The organism is Microbulbifer maximicatervae (SeqCode), from assembly GCF_052467695.1.
Window position 1 is genome coordinate 3,191,126 of sequence record NZ_CP174320.1, and the last position, 17,563, is coordinate 3,208,688.

Here is a 17,563-nt window from a genome sequence, read left to right on the forward strand (position 1 = left end):
AAGCCTTTACACTTTATTTTTTCTTCTTGGTGTTAGACTGCACGCTTGCACCAAATAATAAATTTCAACCTTTTGAGATAATTTATGGCAAGTATTTTTACTCAGATAATTAATGGCGATTTACCTGGCAATTTTATTTGGAGAGATGAAAAGGTCGTAGCTATTTTGACCATTTCACCCATTAAGGCTGGTCATTGTTTGGTCATCCCTGTTGAGGAAATTAATCATTGGGATGATGTTCCGGAGGAGCTGGCGAGTCATCTAATGCTGGTTGCGCAAAAGGTGGCGAAAGGGCTGAAAGCAACTTACTCACCGAAGCGAGTGGGCGTGATGATCGCTGGGATTGAAGTGCCACATACCCATATCCACCTGATACCCGTAGATGAATTGTCAGACTTTGACTTCTCTAAGCAAAAGCCTGCTTCTTCAGAGCAGTTGGCACATGAGGCGGAAAAGATTCGACAATCCCTAAAGGAGCTGGGCTTTAGCGAGGCGGAGTGCGGCTAGGTCGTTAAGATTGATTTTTTAGACTGCATGGTCATATGGTGTCCCCAAAATATTTGTGGGACACTGCATCCAAGTCCCCCGCTTACTGAGTCACATAGGTATGAACTGGTAATAACGATGAGATTCCTCTAATGATGATTTTGAAGAAGACACTCTTTGCCCCGCTGGTAGTAGTCCTCGCCACAGTCGCTGCGTTTTGCACTAATGCCCAGGCAGAAGAAATGGAAACTAAGCGTTTCGATATGGAAGGGTTCACTCAGGTGTCTCTCAAGGGAAGTTCTCACTTGAAGTTGATTCAGGGGGACAGTTTTGAAGTTGTCGCTGTCGGCCCTGTCAGCACAATGCCCTACGTCAAAGTTGAGGTGAAAGGGGAAAGGTTGGAGTTATCCGTTGAGGAAAACACCCAGAACCTTTTTGGATTTGTCACCATATCCCGAGGGCAGGGAGATGAAGTTAACTTCACCGTGACGATGCCTAAAATTGAGGCTCTTAAGGTGACTGGCTCTGGTGAGGCTAGATCTTCAAGTGTTGAGAGTGAAGGCCTAACTTTGGGGGTGACGGGCTCAGGAATGATCAATATCGACAAGGTCGCCGCAGAATCCTTGAAAGCGTATGTTACTGGTTCCGGTGATTTGTTCCTCAACAAGGCATTGACTGTCAAAGGGGAAGTAGCGGTGACAGGCTCTGGCGACATGAAGATAAGTACTATTACCGGTGAGAGTTTACTAGCGGAGATACAAGGTTCCGGCGATATGTTGGTTGGCGGGCGAGTCGCCGATGTGAACGTTCGCCTCATGGGTTCAGGTGATTTTATTGGCCGCAGTCTGCGCGCCGATAATGCCAGCGGTTCAATAATGGGATCGGGTGATATTGTCTTGAAACGACCGGGAACTGACTCCTTCTCAGTAATGGGGTCGGGAGACGTAGCGCTGGTTGACTAAGCGGCGGCTCCTGAGCCCCCTTTGTATCTAAGGCGTTGGCCAGTAAGGCTGTGCGCCTATTTCTTTTTTGGGGGTATTCTTGAGCCCCCATTATCCTCTCTATTCCCATTTCTGGAATTCAGCTTTATATGGAACCCAAAGTGACAGAGTGTGTGTCGCTGGATCGCGAAGATTCTATGTCTCGCGAGAGTCAATCTCGCCCACATTTAAAAGAAAAGCTACGGCGTTGGAGCCGAGAGGCCCAGGATAAATCCCACTGGGCCGCCGAGCGCTTGTTGGACCGACGCATCTGTATCGGTATCACTGGGCTCAGTGGTGCTGGCAAGTCCACGTTTCTCACCAGTCTGATATACCAGCTCTGCAATCCAGAGAAGTCTCAATTACCTGGTTTTGCCCCTGCACTCAATGGCGATCTGTTGGGGGCAGAGTTGAAGCCAGCGCTGGACTCGGGCTTGGCGCCGTTTGACTATCAGGCCTGCCTATCGGCACTGATGGCTGAGCCACCTAGTTGGCCACAGAGCACTAGAGATGCTTCGGCTATGGAGTTACACATCCATTTACGCAGCCGGCGCCGTTTTCGGGGTAGTGGTAGAAAGACGTTGGTAGTGGAGTTGCGTGACTACCCCGGGGAATGGTTGATGGACTTGCCGCTATTGCGTATGGACTATGCAGAGTGGTGTCGTCATCAAGCACACCTATTTTCTACAGATGCGCGATCAATGCTGGCCCCCCGCTTGACAGCTCGGCTGGCAGCACTGTCCCCCGAGGCGAATGCCAGTGAAGTAAATTTAGACGAATTATGGGGGGAATACCGAGCTTATCTCCTGAGTTGCCGAACCAAGTTGAATCTCAGTTATTTACAGCCTGGTAGAGCGCTGCTAGACGAGGAGGCGTACGGGGTAGTTCCACTACTGGATTTACGTGGTTTAGATGCTGGGCAGTTAGCTGCTTTGTCTGAGAGTAGTGTTTTTAAGGTTTTACAGGCGCGTTACGAACGCTATGTACAGACGCAGGTAAAACCCTTTGTAGACAGCCATTTTCGACATATCGATCGACAACTGGTACTGGTAGATATGATTGGCACTCTATTTGCTGGTGAACAGTCCCTGGAAGATATGCGTCTGGCATTTGCTCATATTGCCGATACATTCCGCTATGGCGAATCGGGGTTTTTGAGCAAGCTATGGCGCCCAAAGGTTAATCGACTCCTTTTTGCTGCGACTAAAGTCGATCAGGTACTTGCTGCCGACCACGATGCTTTGAGGCAGCTTCTAGGCCAGCAGTTACAACAGACTTTCTCCGATGCCCGTCACCGGGGTTTGCCGGTATTTAGTGAGGCGATTGCCGCAGTTCGCTGCTCTAGAGAGGGGCAGAAGAATGGACGGAGAATGCTGATGGGTTATGACCTCGAAGGGCAGTATTTGGGTTTTGAAAATGCGGAAATCTTTGCCCAGGCGCCCTATGAAGAGCAGGGGTGGAGCCACTATGCGGGAGCTGCACCACCACAGCTGCGGCCTCCAGTGGGAATGCAGGCAGGACATATTCCACATATCCGGGTGGATGCTCTTTTGAACCTTCTGTTGGGAGATAAGGTTTGATTAATAGTGATAAAAATACTGAGTACCGTCGCGAAACACGTATCGAGTCGCTAGATGAGCCCGAGCAGGAGGTCCCGCACAGAGATGCGACACGGGTGGAACCGCTTGCGGATGAGTCAGCGGAGATTCCTAGGTCAATAACCACTGGAGAGTCTCTTCCAAATCGGATTGCTTTCTCCGAGTTGCGCTTACCCACTTTCCGGTTTAAGTGGTTAAAGCCCGCAGTGCTCTCTGCGCTCGCAGTAGTGGTGGCCGTGGTCGGATGGGAGTTTTATGGACTTTATCAATGGGCGGTCGATAAACACTGGGGATTGGGACTTTTTGTGGCTGTTTTGATGGCGGGTTTCAGTGTAGTTATTGGTAGTTCCGTTTGGGAGTTTTTCCGAGCGGGGCGCCCACTGAACAAGCTTGAAAAAGCTCAGGCAATGGCTGCCGAGGCCCGAGACTGCCGCAGTCACCAAGAGGCGCAAGTATTCAGGCGTAATTTGCAGGAGCATTTTGCCGGTAAACCCCAAGGTGTACTGCTCAATCGAGTCCTGGATGAGGCAGCTGATTATTACGATAGCGGTGAGCTGTTAGAGCATTTAGAGGTTACCTTCTTAAATGCCCTTGACCAAGAGGCTCTAAGGAGAGTCGTGCGCCACTCAACGAGCACTGGTGCATTGGTTGGATTGAGCCCTTTTGCCAGTATCGATATTCTGGTTGCCCTGAGGCAGTCACTGCGAATGATTGATGATGTGGCGCAGATTTATGGCGTGCAGCCGTCTCTTGTGGTGCGATGGCGCTTGTTCAAGAGGGTTTTGTCTTTGGTCGCCTACACTGGCGCGAGTGAGTATGCGATCAGTGAAATGTGGCCGGAACTTGTTGGCGATAGCATGCTGAGCACAGTATCTGTGCGTTTGGGGCAGGGGGTGGGAGCCAGTCTGTTTGTTGCGCGTATCGGTTTGGCGACAATGCAAAGCTGTCGGCCAATCCCTTTTACTGAAAAGCAGCGCCCTCGCCTGAGGTCAGTTATGGCTCGTATTGGTGGTGGCCTTAAAGAGAGGATGCCCGAGTTGTTTTCTATGGTTGGGCTTAGCTCGCGAAAGGAAGCAAAGGTTCGGAAGGCGGGTACCGAGTAGTTACTGGGATCGTAAGCCAATCTCTTGGGCTGACTGTTTGATGTAAGGGGGCGAAAATCTGCCCCCTTAGTCAGCAACTTATTGAAACTGTTTTTTCATCAACATGCGGGTGTGATGTCGATCAACCAGCTGGGCCAGGGCTTCATAGCGGCGCTGTATGAAGGGGGCGGGGTTGTTATTTCCCGATTCATCCCGATATTCAACACCAGACCGGACGTGTTGGAGCTCCTTGGCTAACTCTCTGATGGCGGTGAAGATCTTTTGTGTGTCGTCTTTGCTGTGAAATACTGAGCTTTTTGTGGTGTCTGTCAAGTAATCATCGCACTCGCTCAGCCAGTCCAACCTCTGTTCGAGAAACTGTATTGTATTGCGAATTCCCCCGGTGTATTCGGGGTTGAAGTTATGGTTGATATACTTGTCGAGGCTACGCATGCCCGAGCCGACAAATTGTTCAACCACATCGCCACAGTATTTTTCTGACAGATAGGATGGATGAGACTTTGCGCTGCTTAAATTGCTGATGAGCAGTAGAGAGGTAAGCAATAGGGCGCGCTGCATCACTGCATTTGGGTATTTCATATTATTGCCCATAGGTTTTGCTCTTATTAATGACTGTTATTTTATCCGCCTCAGGTTTTTTTGTTGTGCAATTTCCTCTGGCGGGCTGATATCTGTGACAGCAGTCACATGAATATCCAAAGCGAAGTCAAGTGTCAACGGTTATTAAGTAAGAATTGTCAGCTTGAGATGGTTGTTCACAGAAAACTAATTGTCGGGCTGTTTAAAAATTATTCGAAGCATAGCTGAGTGGGAGTTTATTTTGGCTGAGTATGATTTTGATCTGTTTGTTATTGGTGCCGGCTCTGGTGGCGTGCGTGCAAGTAGGATGGCTGCTGCACAAGGAATGAAGGTCGCTGTGGCTGAAGACCGCTATATGGGGGGGACCTGTGTAAATGTAGGTTGTGTTCCCAAAAAATTATTTGTTTACGCGAGTGGTTATTCCGCAGGCTTTTCTGATGCTCGAGCCTATGGCTGGAATAGCGCGGGAGTTGAGTTTGACTGGCCAACACTGCGGGATAACAACGCAAAAGAAGTTGCTCGACTCAATGGAATTTATCGCAATTTGCTGGATAACTCTGGGGTGGAAACCCTAAATGGCAGAGCCAGCATCAAAGGTCCTCACAGTGTTGTTGTTAACGGCAAAGAAATTACTGCAGAGCGTATTTTGGTGGCGACAGGCGGATGGCCATTTATTCCGAATATTCCGGGACGGGAATTTGCGCTGACTTCCAATGAAGTTTTCTCAATGGAAAACTTTCCCAAGCGAGTTTTGGTTGTTGGTGGGGGTTATATTGCCGTCGAATTTGCAGGCATCTTTGCTGGTCTCGGCGCGAACGTGCACCTCTCTTATCGAAGAGATTTATTCTTGCGAGGATTCGATCGCGATATTCGCACTTTTGTTCGCGACGAGATGCAGAAGAAAAATATCGATCTAAAGTTTAACCACAACGTTGTCTCTATTGAGAAGCTTCAGGATGGCAGCTTGCTCGCTCATGCCGATGATGGTTCCAGTATTAATGTAGATATGGTGCTTTACGCTACTGGGCGCGTAGCAAATGTTGAAGGGTTGGGGGTAGAGGAGCAGGGTGTTGTCTTGCACAAGGATGGCACAATCTCTGTGGACGATAATTTTAGAACTAGTGTGCAGTCAATCTATGCACTGGGAGATGTAACGGGTGAGCCTCAGCTTACTCCTGTTGCCTTGGCGGAGGCTATGGCCTTGGTTAAGCATTGGCGCATGGGAGAGACGGCTGAAATTGACTATAACAACATTCCTACAGCGGTTTTCTGTCAACCGAATATCGGAACTGTGGGGTTGTCTGAAGAAGAGGCACGGGACTCTGGACTCGACGTCACTATTTATAAGTCGGAATTCAGACCAATGCGTCACACTGTGAGTGGGAATACAGAGCGGACATTGATGAAGCTGGTTGTAGATGCGTCCAACGACAAGGTGATTGGCGTGCATATGGTTGGCGATGACGCAGGGGAGATTATTCAGGGGATGGCCGTAGCGCTTAAGGCAGGAGCTACCAAAAGCACCTTTGATTCAACGATTGGAATTCACCCCACTGCTGCTGAGGAGTTTGTAACTATGAGAACTCCAGTTGCAGGTTAGGTTCTGTTGTTACGCTGTAGATATATGTTGCAGTTGTGAATAATGAAAAAGGCGGCATTTTGCCGCCTTTTTTGTGACTCTCAGTTTTTAGCTGGGCTCTTCTACAACCTCTTGTAGGGCTTGGTGCCGCCGTGTTTTCTTGCGTTCGCTACGCTCTTTCAGACAGCGCTCGGCGGAGGCGAATGTGTCGTTTACCGCTCGGTGTATGGATTCGTTCTCACTACTAATAGTCACGGGATTGCCACTAATCGCAAGCTCTAGTGATGCCTTGAAGTGTCTGCCTTTAGTTTTGTGTTGATGAGGAGCTTCGAGGACTACGCGACTATGTATGATGTCGCCACAATAACGTTCCAGCTTGTTTAACTTCTTGGATACGGTAGTCGCCAGGGCGGCTGACTTGTCAATGTCGCGGAACACAATGTTATCGTTAGGCGCTGATTTCATGGGCACATACCTCCGGTTAAAAGAAACCATGCAGGCCGCTGTTGCGGTTTGCTGTAAAGAAGGTAGGGCGCCCTAGTGGGAGGGTTCGAGGCTGCAGTTGAAGCGCCGAGCTGCCGGAATCGCAACGATTGTTTGCTGACAAAGCAGCTTAGGGTGTTTTACGTCCGGGTCGGGTTTCCGCTGAGTCCAGCGATCTTCTCCCTGGTATCCATAATGCTTCCGCCAAAAAAAAAATCAAGCGCTATCGCAGAAAAATTTCATATAAATTTTGGAGTGGTGTCACTGTGGTGACTCAATATTGTGGATTTGAAGGTTTATTGATCAGCTGGTTGGCTCAGGTGAACGCAAGGTCATTGCTCATAGCTTGCTCCCTGCGTAAAATTGACCATATTGCGCAGTAGCTTCACTCTGTCGTAGATTCAGAGTCGCTGCGCTTCCAAAACACGAAACACATCAATTCGAGAAATGGGTTCACGACGATGGCGGTAAAGCGGTGTTGCTCGCTCCTTTTGGCGGGCTTAGTAGTTATGGGTGGGGCAGTGGCACAAGCGCAGACGCCCCTCACGGCGGAGAAGAACCGTCTTGCGCGATTGGAGCAGTCACTTGAAAATAGGAGTGTTGGGCTCGAGGATGTCGAAAATGAGCTGCTCTCCTATGAATATAAGCTCGAGCAGGCCCAGAAATCTCTCGATGACCTACGCCTGGAATACGAGGCGAGTCGCCAGGAGCTCAATCAAGCGACCCGGGCTAATGAATCAAATCCCAATTCAGATACTGAGCGTCGCCTGAAGAAGGCTAAGCATGCCTTCGCTATGGCGGAGAGAGGTGTCGATAGCCGTTCACGCCGTCTCGAGTTTATTAAAGAAAATCATCAGCAGCTTCATCAAAAACTGGCTGAAGAGAAACAGGCAATTGCTGATGCCAAAGCTAAGATTTCTGCCCAGCAGGACAAAATTAGCAAGATGGTTGAGGATATGCTGGCAAAGGCTGAAGCATCCGAGAGAAGGGCAGCTATGGCACGAGCTGCTGCTACTAATGAGAAACCAAAGCCCCCGCAAATTAAAGCTCAGGTCGAGCCGCCAAAGCGCGAGGAGCCCGCTAAAGTGGAAACTGTAGCCAAGCGTGAGATCGATGCTGATCTATTGGATTATGTAAAGCGTGAGACAGCGCGCCTGAGTGATCTCCTGGCTGACGAAGAAGGTAACGATAGAAAAACGTTCCGGGATCTTGAGTTGCGGCCAATTGGGGGAGAAAGAGTGCCCTTTGAGTTTTTGGGGGAAAATCAATATCGCTTGGTGACTACCGTTGAGTCAGGCCGCCAAACTTATAAAATTAACACTTGGAAATTCCGCCGTACAATTCCAGCTGAGGATGATGGGGCTCGCTATGTCTTTATTTTTGATGCGCGTCGCCTATCTCGACCAAGATTGGTTATGTACCCAGAGTATGTGCTGTCAGAATTGAATTAATTGTTCAGTGAACAAGTAAATAAAAAAGCGAGCCTAAGGTTCGCTTTTTTGCTTTTTGGGGTTTCAGAAAATAGATGTTACCAGTGGGGAGGAATTTTACCGCGACTGTAGAATGTTTGTTTGTAGAGGGGTGTAAAGGCTTCCTGCTGGACTTGGTTGACTTTGGTAGAGAGTAATATTGTTAATTGTTATTGGGTGTTCTAGGTCGATTGGAGAAAATCCGTGAAATTGTTTCCTGTTTCTGCACAGGGTGATATGTGGGCGATAGCGCCGGTTTTCTGTCGGTATGGAAAGGCTCTCTGCGAGGCGTTTGACGGACATATGCAAGGTCGCCAATTGTTTGGTGTCTGTGATTTCTGCGGCGATTAGATGAGCATCATTGCCTGGGAAGGTATCAAGTTTAAATAGGCGGGTTTTCGTCTCAGTTGTGCTTCGAGCGATTGAGATCAGGCCGGTTTTTAGCGGCGGTATTGTTTTTATTGGAACCTGGCCTAAAAAACAAAGGGTGATATGACGATTCTTATAGGCTATCCAACGGGTGCTGGCTAAGGATGAGGCGCTTTGTTTTTCCGTGATGAGGCTTGTTAAATAATTTAAAAATTCTTGTGTTGTTTTATCCAGCTGGATGCCGATAAAGATTCGACAAGTGGGCTCTAAAGGTTTTTTGTGATTTTTTGGCATAAAATTTATCTGTCACCCTTGAATTAGAAACCTCTGCCCATATCTCTGTTGTACAGGTGGTAGCTTCAATGAAAAGTGCCCCTGAATAGAGTCCGGTCATTTGACGGACGTAGTTTTAAATATTGCTCTGAATTGAGGATATGATAATGCGTAACTTTGATTTCTCTCCACTTTATCGCTCTGCAATTGGTTTTGACCGTATGGCCAGTCTGCTCGATGCAATGACCACAAGCGAGCAAAAACAACCATCCTACCCCCCTTACGATATAGAGTTGACCGGCGAGGATAGCTACCGAATTTCCATGGCTGTCGCTGGCTTTGAGCAGTCTGAACTCGATATTCAGGTGGAGCAAAATCGTTTAGTGGTTAGCGGTACTAAGCCAGAAAGTAATAGCCAGGGAAATTATTTACACAGGGGTATCGCCGCAAGAAATTTTGAGCGGCGCTTTCAGCTTGCCGATCACGTAAAAGTGACCGATGCAAAACTGGCTAATGGGTTGTTACATATAGAATTGGTACGCGAAATACCTGAAGCGATGAAGCCACGAAAAATTTCGATTACAGAAGGTAATGTGCTGCAGCACAAAGAGAGTGAGACTAAATCCACTGCTGCAGTAGCGTAAGTTGTCACTTCATTGCCCGCTGTGCCGCCAAAGTGCGGTACAGCTTTACCATCAGGATAAATTCCGCAGTTATCATCAGTGTGATAACTGCGCGCTCGTTTTTGTGCCGCCGCAATACTATCTGACACCTGAAAAAGAGAGAGCTTATTACGACCTTCATGAAAATTCGATGGAGGATGATGGTTACCATCAATTTCTCAGTCGTTGCGCGCAGCCGTTACTGAAAGAATTGAGTGGAGCATGCCATGGCCTGGACTTTGGTTGTGGCCCGGCGCCTTTATTGGCCAGAATTTTGGCGGAGAGTGGACACCGGGTGGACCTGTATGATCACTTTTACATGCCGGCCAGGAAGGCGCTGCATAGGAGTTACGACTTTATTGTTGCTACAGAAGTGATAGAACATCTTGTGAGGCCAGGAGAGGAACTTGAAAACCTTTGGCAAAGGCTTCGCACAGGGGGAGTTTTGGCCCTGATGACGAAACTGGTTATTTCTGCAGAGCGCTTCGCCAATTGGCACTATATCAGAGACCCTACACATATTTGCTTCTTTAGCGTGAAGACATTTGAATGGTTGGCTCGGTCACTCGGTGCCGAGCTCCAGTTTGTCCACAGTGATGTTATTTTTCTAAGAAAATTAAGTATTGACCCTGAATAGCTTGGCTCGCACCGTGGTGCGATATTCACTTGGAGTTGTTGCCAGGAATTTTTTAAATAGCGCTGTGAAATGCCCCATATCTTGGTAACCAACTTTTTCAGCAATTTCATTGACCGATAAATTGCTTGATTGTAAAAGCTCGCGCGCCATGTCAACCCTGACATTTTGCAAATACTGCAATGGTGTCTGTCCTGTAGCAAGTTTGAACCGGCGATTGAACGATCGTACACTCATATCGAAAAGTTGCGCCACTTCGCTAAGGCGTACCTCGGTGTTGCAATGTTCTTTGAGCCAGGCCTGGGCTTGAACGATATCTTCGTCTGGGTGTAGGTGAACAGATCCTTCTGAGTAGGCTATCTCTTCAAATGGGCGGCGAATTTCGTGAGAGAAATTGCGCTCCACATGACTGGCGATGGCCGGTCCATACAGTTGACGGATCATATGAACCGTTACGTCGGCGAGGGCATTGACGCTGGCCGCGCAGAAAAGTTTGTCTGCCTGGGTAATAAAATACTGACGTTTTAATTTTACCTCTGGATAGTCTGAGCTAAATTGATCAAAATAATGCCAGTGGGTGGTTGCAGGTTTTCCGTTAAGGAGGCCCGCATCGGCCAAAAAGCAAACTCCGGTACCCACAGCACTAATTGCAGCTCCTTGTTTTTCCTGTTGGCGCAGCCATTCCAATATTTTTCCGCCTCGCTTAAGGGCGGGGCGGGGGTTGCGCCACATGGTCGGGATGTAGATTAGGTCGCTATCTGGTGCGTCGCTAAGAGCGACGTCCGGTTGAAGGGTAAACCCGCAGCGGGTATTTACTGGTGCCCCATCCAAACTGGCGGTCACCAGTTTTAGGCTGCCCTTGATGCCCTCAACCCTGGCGCGACTCTCCGCACCGCGGAGCATCTCAAGTGGGAGAACGGTACCGGTTGCCAGCATCTGGTCGATAAGTAGAAAAGTTACTGTTCGCATTACACATCTATGCGCACTTGCGCTATTGGCCAAAACACTCAATTTTGCTGGCCAGTATGCCCATAACTGGACAGAATCGCCACCCCCTACACTCGCATCTCTTATTTTTATAGTGTTAAGTGCTTGGCTGGAGGTCAGGATGCAGCGCCTTCCCGTAATCACCGCATTCGGTGGATTCAACCCTGCTGGACGTAGTTCTTTCCATAGGGGGTACTCTCGCCTCGTGCTAGATAAACTGGGTAAGGAAGAGAGGGATAGCACTCTTTCCGACCTGGCCGCCCTGATGGGCTTGCGTACCGGAGACAACGCCGAAGGCATTTTGGACCCTGCCCTTGAGCAGCAGGTGTTGGATGGTACTTTGGTGCGCGAACTAGAGAGTCGCTATTACGACTACCGCAAGTGCCATTTCCATCAGTCTGCCCAGCTCGCAAACCCCCAGGGCCTGACATTCGAAATTTCCACCCGGCAGCTTCCGCAGCCTGTGCCCGCTCATTGGCACTTGGAGCATATCCAGGGCGGCAGGGTTCGGGTCACCACAGCTGAGCTGTCAGTTTTGTTGGATAGCCACCGCGAGATAAGTGTGGCTGCTGCCGGCCAGCTCCCAACAGGATTTGAACCGGGCACTAAATATAACTCTCGATTTCACCCGAGGGGCCTGCAGTTGGCCCTCTTGGGCGCATCAGATGCTGTGCAGTCTTTGGGGGTTGATTGGGATACCGTTGTATCTGCGGCTGGGCCGGGAAATATTTCACTCTATGCCGCCTCGGCAATGAGTCAACTGGACCCATTTGGCAACGGTGGTCTATTGCAGTCCCGCCTGCGAGGTGGTCGCGTAAGCTCTAAACAGTTAGCGCTTGGCCTAAATAGTATGCCAGCGGATTTTGTTAACGCTTATGTGCTCGGAAATGTCGGTTCTACTGGCGCTGTTGCCGGTGCTTGCGCAACCTTCCTGTACAACCTTCGCGCTGGTGTTGAAGATATTCGCTCGGGTAGGGCGCGGGTCGCTGTAATTGGTGCGGCTGAGGCGCCCCTTGTGCCTGAAGTTGTCGATGGCTATTCAACGATGGGTGCTCTTGCCACTACCGAGAATTTACGCAAGCTTTTCCCTGGTGAAATTGATTATCGACGCACCAGTCGCCCGTTCGGTGAGAGCTGTGGTTTTACCTTGGGTGAGGGTACCCAGTGGGTCATCTTAATGGATGATGCTCTGGCGCTTGAGTTGGGTGCTTCCGTATATGGTTCGGTTGCCGGTGTGTTTACCAATGCCGACGGTACAAAAAAATCGATTTCTGCGCCGGGTCCCGGGAATTACCTGACGATGGCCAGAGCAATGGCGGAGGCGCGGGCAATTGTGGGTGAGGATAGTTTGCGGCATCGCAGCTTTGTGCAGGCCCATGGCTCCAGTACGCCGCAAAATCGGGTTACTGAGTCCGCCATTTTTGATCGTTTGGCCGGCGCATTTGGCATTGCCGAGTGGCCGATTTGTGCGGTCAAGGCCTTTTTGGGGCATACCGTCGCTTCAGCCAGTGGAGATCAGTTAGTTACAGCGTTAGGTGTATTTGATCGCGGCATTCTCCCGGGAGTGACCACCGTTGATCACATCGCCGATGATGTTCATTGTAAGCATTTGGATATTTCCCTTGAGCATACCGATAGGGGCAGGGGTGCGCTTGATTTGGCGTTCTTAAACTCGAAAGGTTTTGGCGGCAATAATGCAACGGCAACAATTTTGTCCCCGCAGATTACCCAATCAATGATGGAGAAACGCCATGGCAAATCGGCCATTGCGGCGTCCCAAGCGCTGAACGAGAAAGTTGTAGATCAGAGTGAAAAGTACAACACCAAGGCTTCTCGTGGTGAGCTTGATGTTATTTATCGATTTGGTGAGGGCATGATCAATGAAAGTGAGATCACTATCTCAGAAGAAGAAATTTGTTTACCCGGAATGCCGCCGGTGAAGCTGCCAAATGGAAATCCCTTTGAAGATATGGTGTGATTGGCTTTTACATAATGCCTCAATTTCGGTGATTTTTACCTGAAGGGAGATTGCACAAAAGGAGCTAATGGGGAGCATGGATGATCCTGAAGAGGATGTTGGCGCCCGCTTGAAAATGGTGCGCCACATTTACGGTATCTCACAGAGGGAGTTGGCGAGACGGGCTGGGGTAACCAACGCAACAATTTCTTTTATTGAATTGGGAAAGGTTAGCCCTTCCGTAAGCTCCTTAAAAAAAATATTGGGCGCCATTCCTATGCCGCTAACCGATTTTTTTTCCTTGGAAATATCGGGCGCAAAGCAAATTTTTTTTCGCGGAAATGAAGTGCCTGAGATCGGTCACGGCTCTGTGTCCTGCCGTTTGTTTGGAGGGGCAAAAGCAAACTGCGGCATGTCGCTATTGTGGAAAGTATTTCCGGCTGGGGATGACACCGGCTTTTCTCTCGAATCTGCTGAGGGGGAGATTGGTGGGGTGGTTGTCAGTGGTGACCTGGAGGTTACGGTTGGCTCCGACTTTGCCCTGCTGAGTGCCGGTGATGGGTATTATTTTGATGCTCAGCGTCCGCACCGCTTTCGAAATACAGGTCACTGTGACTGTGTAGTTGTCAGCGCAATGATGCCGGCTTATGGGCATCCCGACCTTCAAGAGCCCAATTCCTGAAAGATGGTTTAGAAAAGAGGGAGTTCGTGCCAAGTGGCTGATAAGGCAGCACGATCCGAGATAGACTAGCCCAGCTTTAATTTCTCTCTGTTCGCAAACTGGCGAATTTCTGTACTTTGGCACTCCTGGTGCCACTCCATTTGTAAGAAATAGTATTCAAACAATCGTTTGAATCTGGCTATACTACGGCTGACCAAATTGGGCCTAAGTGTCACCGCGCTGTGCGGGGCGGCCCTTGGTTGCACAAAAATTCCGACCCCGGGCCCAGGATCGCGGCCCAGAATAAAAGAGGTCAATCAATGTTATTTAGTGGCAAAGCGCTCACGGTACAGGTGCTGGACAACGGCATCGCCGAGCTCAAATTCGACCTGCAAGGCGAATCCGTCAATAAATTTAACCGTCAGACGGTTTCTGAATTCTCCCAAGCGCTGGATGCTATCGAAGCAGCTGATGGTGTAAAAGGTGTACTGCTGACCAGCGGTAAAGGCGTCTTTATTGTTGGTGCTGATATCACTGAGTTTGGTGGTGCCTTCTCTGCAGGTGCAGAGGGCGTTGCTGATCTGATGAATCAGAACAACGAAAATATCAACCGCCTGGAAGACCTTCCGGTACCGACTGCGGTAGCAATTAATGGCTACGCGCTCGGCGGTGGTTTTGAGGTGTGTCTTGGCTGTGACTTCCGCCTAATGGGCGAAGAGGCCAAAGTTGGTCTTCCGGAAGTTAAGCTGGGTCTGATTCCGGGCTGGGGTGGCACTGTTCGCCTGCCGCGTGTAGTGGGTGTTGATGTTGCTGCTGAGTGGATTGCAGCGGGTAAGGAGCAGAAGCCTGCCGCCGCTCTGGAAGCTCACGCTGTCGATGCGGTGATCCCCGCTGCCAAGCTCAAAGATGCAGCGGTCAAGTTGCTTGAGCGCGCTATTAATGGCGAGCTGGACTACAAAGCCACTCGCGAGCTGAAGAAATCTCCAATCCCCTTGAATGATACTGAAGCGCTAATGGCCTTCTTTACCACCAAGGCATTTGTAGGTCAGCAGGCGGGTAAAAACTACCCCTCTCCCGTAGCTGCGGTTGAGTCAATCGAGCAGGGTTACAAGTTGACCCGTGATGAAGCGCTGAAAATCGAGCAGGAGAAGTTCATTTTCTGCGCGCAGACCGGCACTGCGAAGTCTCTGGTAGGGCTGTTCCTGGCTGACCAGGCAATTGGTAAAGTTGCCAAAGGTTGGGAGAAGAAAGCCGATAAGCCGATTGAGCGTGCGGCAGTATTGGGTGCTGGCATTATGGGTGGCGGTATCGCTTACCAGTCTGCCTACAAAGGCACTCCGATCAAGATGAAGGATATCGACCAGAAGGGTATCGACCTTGGTCTGAATGAGGCGAACAAGCTGCTGTCCAAGTTGGTTGATCGCAAGCGCCTGACCCCCGTCAAAATGGGTGAAGTGCTCAACCGTATCGAGCCTACCCTGAGCTACGATGGCTTCAACGATATCGATGTTGTTGTGGAAGCCGTGGTTGAAAATCCCAAGGTGAAGTGTGCAGTATTAAAAGAAGTGGAAACCAAAGTCAGCGAAGACACTGTTATCGCTTCTAACACCTCCACTATTTCTATTAACCAGCTGGCTGAGCCGCTCTCCCGCCCGGAAAACTTCCTCGGTATGCACTTCTTCAACCCAGTGCACAAAATGCCGCTGGTTGAGGTGATTCGCGGAGAGAAAACTTCCGACACCGCTGTAGCTCGCGTTGTTGCCTACGCAAACAAGATGGGCAAGAAGGCTATTGTTGTACGCGACTGCCCTGGATTCCTGGTTAACCGCGTTCTCTTCCCTTACTTTGCCGGTTTCTCCATGTTGGTGCGCGATGGCGCTGACTTCCAGGCCGTTGACAAGGTGATGGAGCGTTGGGGGTGGCCGATGGGCCCCGCTTACCTGATGGACGTTGTCGGTATCGATACCGGTGTTCACGCAGAGAGCGTAATGGCTGAAGGTTTCCCTGAGCGCATGGGTAAAACCTTTACCGCTGCTTCCGACGTGATGTATGAGGCGGGTCGTTACGGCCAGAAGAACAACAAAGGCTTCTACAACTACGAGCAGGACAAAAAAGGTCGCCCGAAGAAAGTGGCTACCGAAGAGTCCTACGAGCTGCTTAAGCCGCACGTTGCTGAACGTCGCGAGTTTGAAAAAGACGAAATTATCGAGCGCATGATGGTGCCTATGGCAACCGAGCTGGCTCGCTGCCTGGAAGAGGGTATCGTGGATTCCCCAGCTGAAGCTGATATGGCGCTGATCTACGGCATTGGCTTCCCTCCGTTCCGCGGTGGAATCTTCGCGTGGCTGGACAGCATTGGTCTGGATGAATTCGTGAAGATTGCCGATAAGTACGCCGATCTGGGTGAGCTGTACAAGCCGACCGATCGCATGCGTGAAATGGCCGCAAGTGGCAAAACCTACTACGGCGACAAGTAAGGAGAATAGCGATGAGTTTAAATCCTAGAGATGCCGTAATCGTCGACTACGCGCGTACGGCCATGGGTCGCTCGAAGAATGGTGTATATCGCCATGTTCGCGCCGATGATATGTCCGCTGAGCTGCTGAAAAAGTTTATGCAGCGCAATGACAAGCTCGATCCCGCCGAGATCGATGACCTGATCTGGGGCTGTGTTATGCAGCGCGATGAGCAGGGCTTTAACGTAGCTCGCTTTATCCTGCTGCGCGCTGGTCTGCCACACACTATCCCGGCGCAAACCGTCAACCGCCTGTGCGGCTCATCTATGTCTTCCCTGCATACTGCAGCTGCCAACATCCAGGCTGGCGTTGGCGATGTGTACGTTGTGGGTGGTGTTGAGCACATGGGTCACCTGAACATGATGGAGCATGTTAGCCCCAACCCAATGCTGGGTCGCTATATGGCTAAAGCTGCCGGCTCCATGGGTATGACTGCTGAATATCTGGCGATGATGCACGGTATCCAACGTCAGCAGATGGATGAGTTCGGTGCACGCTCTCACCATCGCGCCGCTGAAGCTACCAAGGCTGGCAAATTCAATCGCGAAATTATCGCTATTGAAGGTCATGACGATGACGGCGTACCTTTCCTGGTTGAGACGGATCAAACCATCCGTCCGGACACCACCGTGGAAGGTCTGGCCCAGTTGAAGCCGGCATTCGATCCGAAGCACGGTCAGGTAACAGCTGGCACCTCCTCTCAGATCACCGACGGTGCCTCTGTGATGCTGGTAATGTCCGCTGAGCGCGCTCAGGCTTTGGGTATGACCCCTATTGCCCGCGTGAAAGAAATGGCGCTGGCTGGTGTTGATCCGTCCATTATGGGTTATGGCCCGGTGCCCTCTACCAAGAAGGCGCTCAAGAGAGCGGGTCTAACTGTTGGCGATATCGACAAGTTTGAGCTGAATGAAGCATTTGCGGCGCAGGCGCTGCCGGTGCTGAAAGACCTGGATCTGCTCGAGCAGATGGATGAGAAGGTCAACCTGTACGGTGGCGCTATTGCCCTGGGTCACCCCTTCGGCTGCTCTGGCGTGCGCATTACTGGCACCCTGCTGAGCGTTATGCAGAATGAGGGCGGCAACCTGGGTGTGTCTACCATGTGTATCGGTCTGGGGCAGGGTATTACCACTGTTGTAGAGCGAGTCTAAGGAAATTAGACCCCGAAAAAAGGCGCCTTTGAGGCGCCTTTTTTTATTTTATGAGAAAAGTGTCCAGTAAAGTGTTGAA

Annotated in this window: 16 protein-coding genes; 12 read left to right on the forward strand and 4 right to left on the reverse strand. The window is 50.2% G+C overall.

What is annotated here, in order from left to right; all coding sequences use genetic code 11:
* Positions 1–84 precede the first annotated feature (84 nt).
* The 4 genes from ACJJI8_RS14145 (at position 85) to ACJJI8_RS14160 (ending at position 4,167) form a co-directional block, all read left to right on the forward strand.
* Positions 85–507 carry an HIT family protein gene (locus ACJJI8_RS14145; RefSeq protein WP_413665159.1) on the forward strand — a complete coding sequence of 141 codons (423 nt, stop codon included), beginning with the start codon at positions 85–87 and terminating at the stop codon, positions 505–507.
* 131 nt (positions 508–638) lie between these two features.
* Positions 639–1,448 carry a GIN domain-containing protein gene (locus ACJJI8_RS14150; protein ID WP_444905779.1) on the forward strand — a complete coding sequence of 270 codons (810 nt, stop codon included), beginning with the start codon at positions 639–641 and terminating at the stop codon, positions 1,446–1,448.
* Positions 1,449–1,576: 128 nt separating this feature from the next.
* On the forward strand, positions 1,577–3,046 hold the full coding sequence (locus ACJJI8_RS14155) for a YcjX family protein (protein WP_444932750.1): 1,470 nt from the start codon (positions 1,577–1,579) through the stop codon (positions 3,044–3,046).
* Positions 3,043–4,167 carry a TIGR01620 family protein gene (locus tag ACJJI8_RS14160; RefSeq protein ID WP_444932751.1) on the forward strand — a complete coding sequence of 375 codons (1,125 nt, stop codon included), beginning with the start codon at positions 3,043–3,045 and terminating at the stop codon, positions 4,165–4,167. The genes ACJJI8_RS14155 and ACJJI8_RS14160 overlap by 4 nt, the downstream gene beginning before the upstream one ends.
* A gap of 78 nt (positions 4,168–4,245) precedes the next feature.
* Here the strand turns inward: ACJJI8_RS14160 and ACJJI8_RS14165 are convergent, their stop codons facing one another.
* Entirely contained in the window at positions 4,246–4,746 is a 501-nt protein-coding gene (locus ACJJI8_RS14165) for a hypothetical protein (RefSeq protein WP_413665163.1), read from the reverse strand.
* A 241-nt stretch (positions 4,747–4,987) separates the two neighbouring features.
* On the opposite strand from ACJJI8_RS14165, the gene gorA reads away from it, so the two are divergent.
* Positions 4,988–6,346 (forward strand): glutathione-disulfide reductase, encoded by a 1,359-nt coding sequence (gene gorA / locus ACJJI8_RS14170; RefSeq protein ID WP_444932752.1) that lies wholly within the window; start codon positions 4,988–4,990, stop codon positions 6,344–6,346.
* Between the two features lie 87 nt (positions 6,347–6,433).
* Here the strand turns inward: gorA and ACJJI8_RS14175 are convergent, their stop codons facing one another.
* Positions 6,434–6,790, reverse strand: coding sequence for an HPF/RaiA family ribosome-associated protein (locus tag ACJJI8_RS14175; RefSeq protein ID WP_413665165.1), 357 nt, complete (start codon positions 6,788–6,790; stop codon positions 6,434–6,436).
* Positions 6,791–7,329: 539 nt separating this feature from the next.
* Here ACJJI8_RS14175 and ACJJI8_RS14180 point away from each other — a divergent pair.
* Positions 7,330–8,259, forward strand: a complete 930-nt coding sequence (locus ACJJI8_RS14180; RefSeq protein WP_444932753.1) for a hypothetical protein — start codon at positions 7,330–7,332, stop codon at positions 8,257–8,259.
* A gap of 96 nt (positions 8,260–8,355) precedes the next feature.
* Here the strand turns inward: ACJJI8_RS14180 and thpR are convergent, their stop codons facing one another.
* Positions 8,356–8,940 (reverse strand): RNA 2',3'-cyclic phosphodiesterase, encoded by a 585-nt coding sequence (gene thpR, locus ACJJI8_RS14185; protein ID WP_444932754.1) that lies wholly within the window; start codon positions 8,938–8,940, stop codon positions 8,356–8,358.
* Positions 8,941–9,086: 146 nt separating this feature from the next.
* Between thpR and ACJJI8_RS14190 the strand changes: the two genes are divergently transcribed.
* Together ACJJI8_RS14190 and ACJJI8_RS14195 are read left to right on the forward strand one after the other, a co-directional pair.
* The gene (locus ACJJI8_RS14190; RefSeq protein WP_444912651.1) at positions 9,087–9,563 is read left to right on the forward strand and encodes an Hsp20 family protein; all 477 of its coding nucleotides are present in this window, start codon (positions 9,087–9,089) and stop codon (positions 9,561–9,563) included.
* A 1-nt stretch (position 9,564) separates the two neighbouring features.
* On the forward strand, positions 9,565–10,218 hold the full coding sequence (locus tag ACJJI8_RS14195; protein ID WP_444932755.1) for a class I SAM-dependent methyltransferase: 654 nt from the start codon (positions 9,565–9,567) through the stop codon (positions 10,216–10,218).
* Here the strand turns inward: ACJJI8_RS14195 and ACJJI8_RS14200 are convergent.
* Complete coding sequence (locus ACJJI8_RS14200) at positions 10,198–11,184, reverse strand: GlxA family transcriptional regulator (RefSeq protein WP_444932756.1); 987 nt, start codon at positions 11,182–11,184, stop codon at positions 10,198–10,200. The genes ACJJI8_RS14195 and ACJJI8_RS14200 overlap by 21 nt on opposite strands.
* A gap of 139 nt (positions 11,185–11,323) precedes the next feature.
* Here ACJJI8_RS14200 and ACJJI8_RS14205 point away from each other — a divergent pair, with 139 nt between their 5' ends.
* The 4 genes from ACJJI8_RS14205 (at position 11,324) to fadA (ending at position 17,484) form a co-directional block, all read left to right on the forward strand.
* Positions 11,324–13,180: a beta-ketoacyl synthase gene (locus ACJJI8_RS14205; protein ID WP_444932757.1), complete on the forward strand. Its 1,857-nt coding sequence runs from the start codon at positions 11,324–11,326 to the stop codon at positions 13,178–13,180.
* Positions 13,181–13,256: 76 nt separating this feature from the next.
* Positions 13,257–13,841 carry a type II toxin-antitoxin system RelB family anti-toxin gene (locus ACJJI8_RS14210; protein WP_444932758.1) on the forward strand — a complete coding sequence of 195 codons (585 nt, stop codon included), beginning with the start codon at positions 13,257–13,259 and terminating at the stop codon, positions 13,839–13,841.
* Between the two features lie 299 nt (positions 13,842–14,140).
* On the forward strand, positions 14,141–16,297 hold the full coding sequence (fadB, locus tag ACJJI8_RS14215; RefSeq protein WP_444932759.1) for a fatty acid oxidation complex subunit alpha FadB: 2,157 nt from the start codon (positions 14,141–14,143) through the stop codon (positions 16,295–16,297).
* An 11-nt stretch (positions 16,298–16,308) separates the two neighbouring features.
* Positions 16,309–17,484, forward strand: coding sequence for an acetyl-CoA C-acyltransferase FadA (gene fadA, locus ACJJI8_RS14220; protein ID WP_413665174.1), 1,176 nt, complete (start codon positions 16,309–16,311; stop codon positions 17,482–17,484).
* Positions 17,485–17,563: the final 79 nt, after the last annotated feature.

Coding starts and splice junctions, on each gene's coding strand:
- ACJJI8_RS14145 (WP_413665159.1), top strand. CDS start 85: ATGGCAAGTATTTTTACTCAGATAATTAATGGCGATTTACCTGGCAAT.
- ACJJI8_RS14150 (WP_444905779.1), top strand. CDS start 639: ATGATGATTTTGAAGAAGACACTCTTTGCCCCGCTGGTAGTAGTCCTC.
- ACJJI8_RS14155 (WP_444932750.1), top strand. CDS start 1,577: ATGGAACCCAAAGTGACAGAGTGTGTGTCGCTGGATCGCGAAGATTCT.
- ACJJI8_RS14165 (WP_413665163.1), bottom strand. CDS start 4,746: ATGAAATACCCAAATGCAGTGATGCAGCGCGCCCTATTGCTTACCTCT.
- ACJJI8_RS14175 (WP_413665165.1), bottom strand. CDS start 6,790: ATGAAATCAGCGCCTAACGATAACATTGTGTTCCGCGACATTGACAAG.
- thpR (WP_444932754.1), bottom strand. CDS start 8,940: ATGCCAAAAAATCACAAAAAACCTTTAGAGCCCACTTGTCGAATCTTT.
- ACJJI8_RS14190 (WP_444912651.1), top strand. CDS start 9,087: ATGCGTAACTTTGATTTCTCTCCACTTTATCGCTCTGCAATTGGTTTT.
- ACJJI8_RS14200 (WP_444932756.1), bottom strand. CDS start 11,184: ATGCGAACAGTAACTTTTCTACTTATCGACCAGATGCTGGCAACCGGT.
- ACJJI8_RS14205 (WP_444932757.1), top strand. CDS start 11,324: ATGCAGCGCCTTCCCGTAATCACCGCATTCGGTGGATTCAACCCTGCT.
- ACJJI8_RS14210 (WP_444932758.1), top strand. CDS start 13,257: ATGGATGATCCTGAAGAGGATGTTGGCGCCCGCTTGAAAATGGTGCGC.
- fadB (WP_444932759.1), top strand. CDS start 14,141: ATGTTATTTAGTGGCAAAGCGCTCACGGTACAGGTGCTGGACAACGGC.
- fadA (WP_413665174.1), top strand. CDS start 16,309: ATGAGTTTAAATCCTAGAGATGCCGTAATCGTCGACTACGCGCGTACG.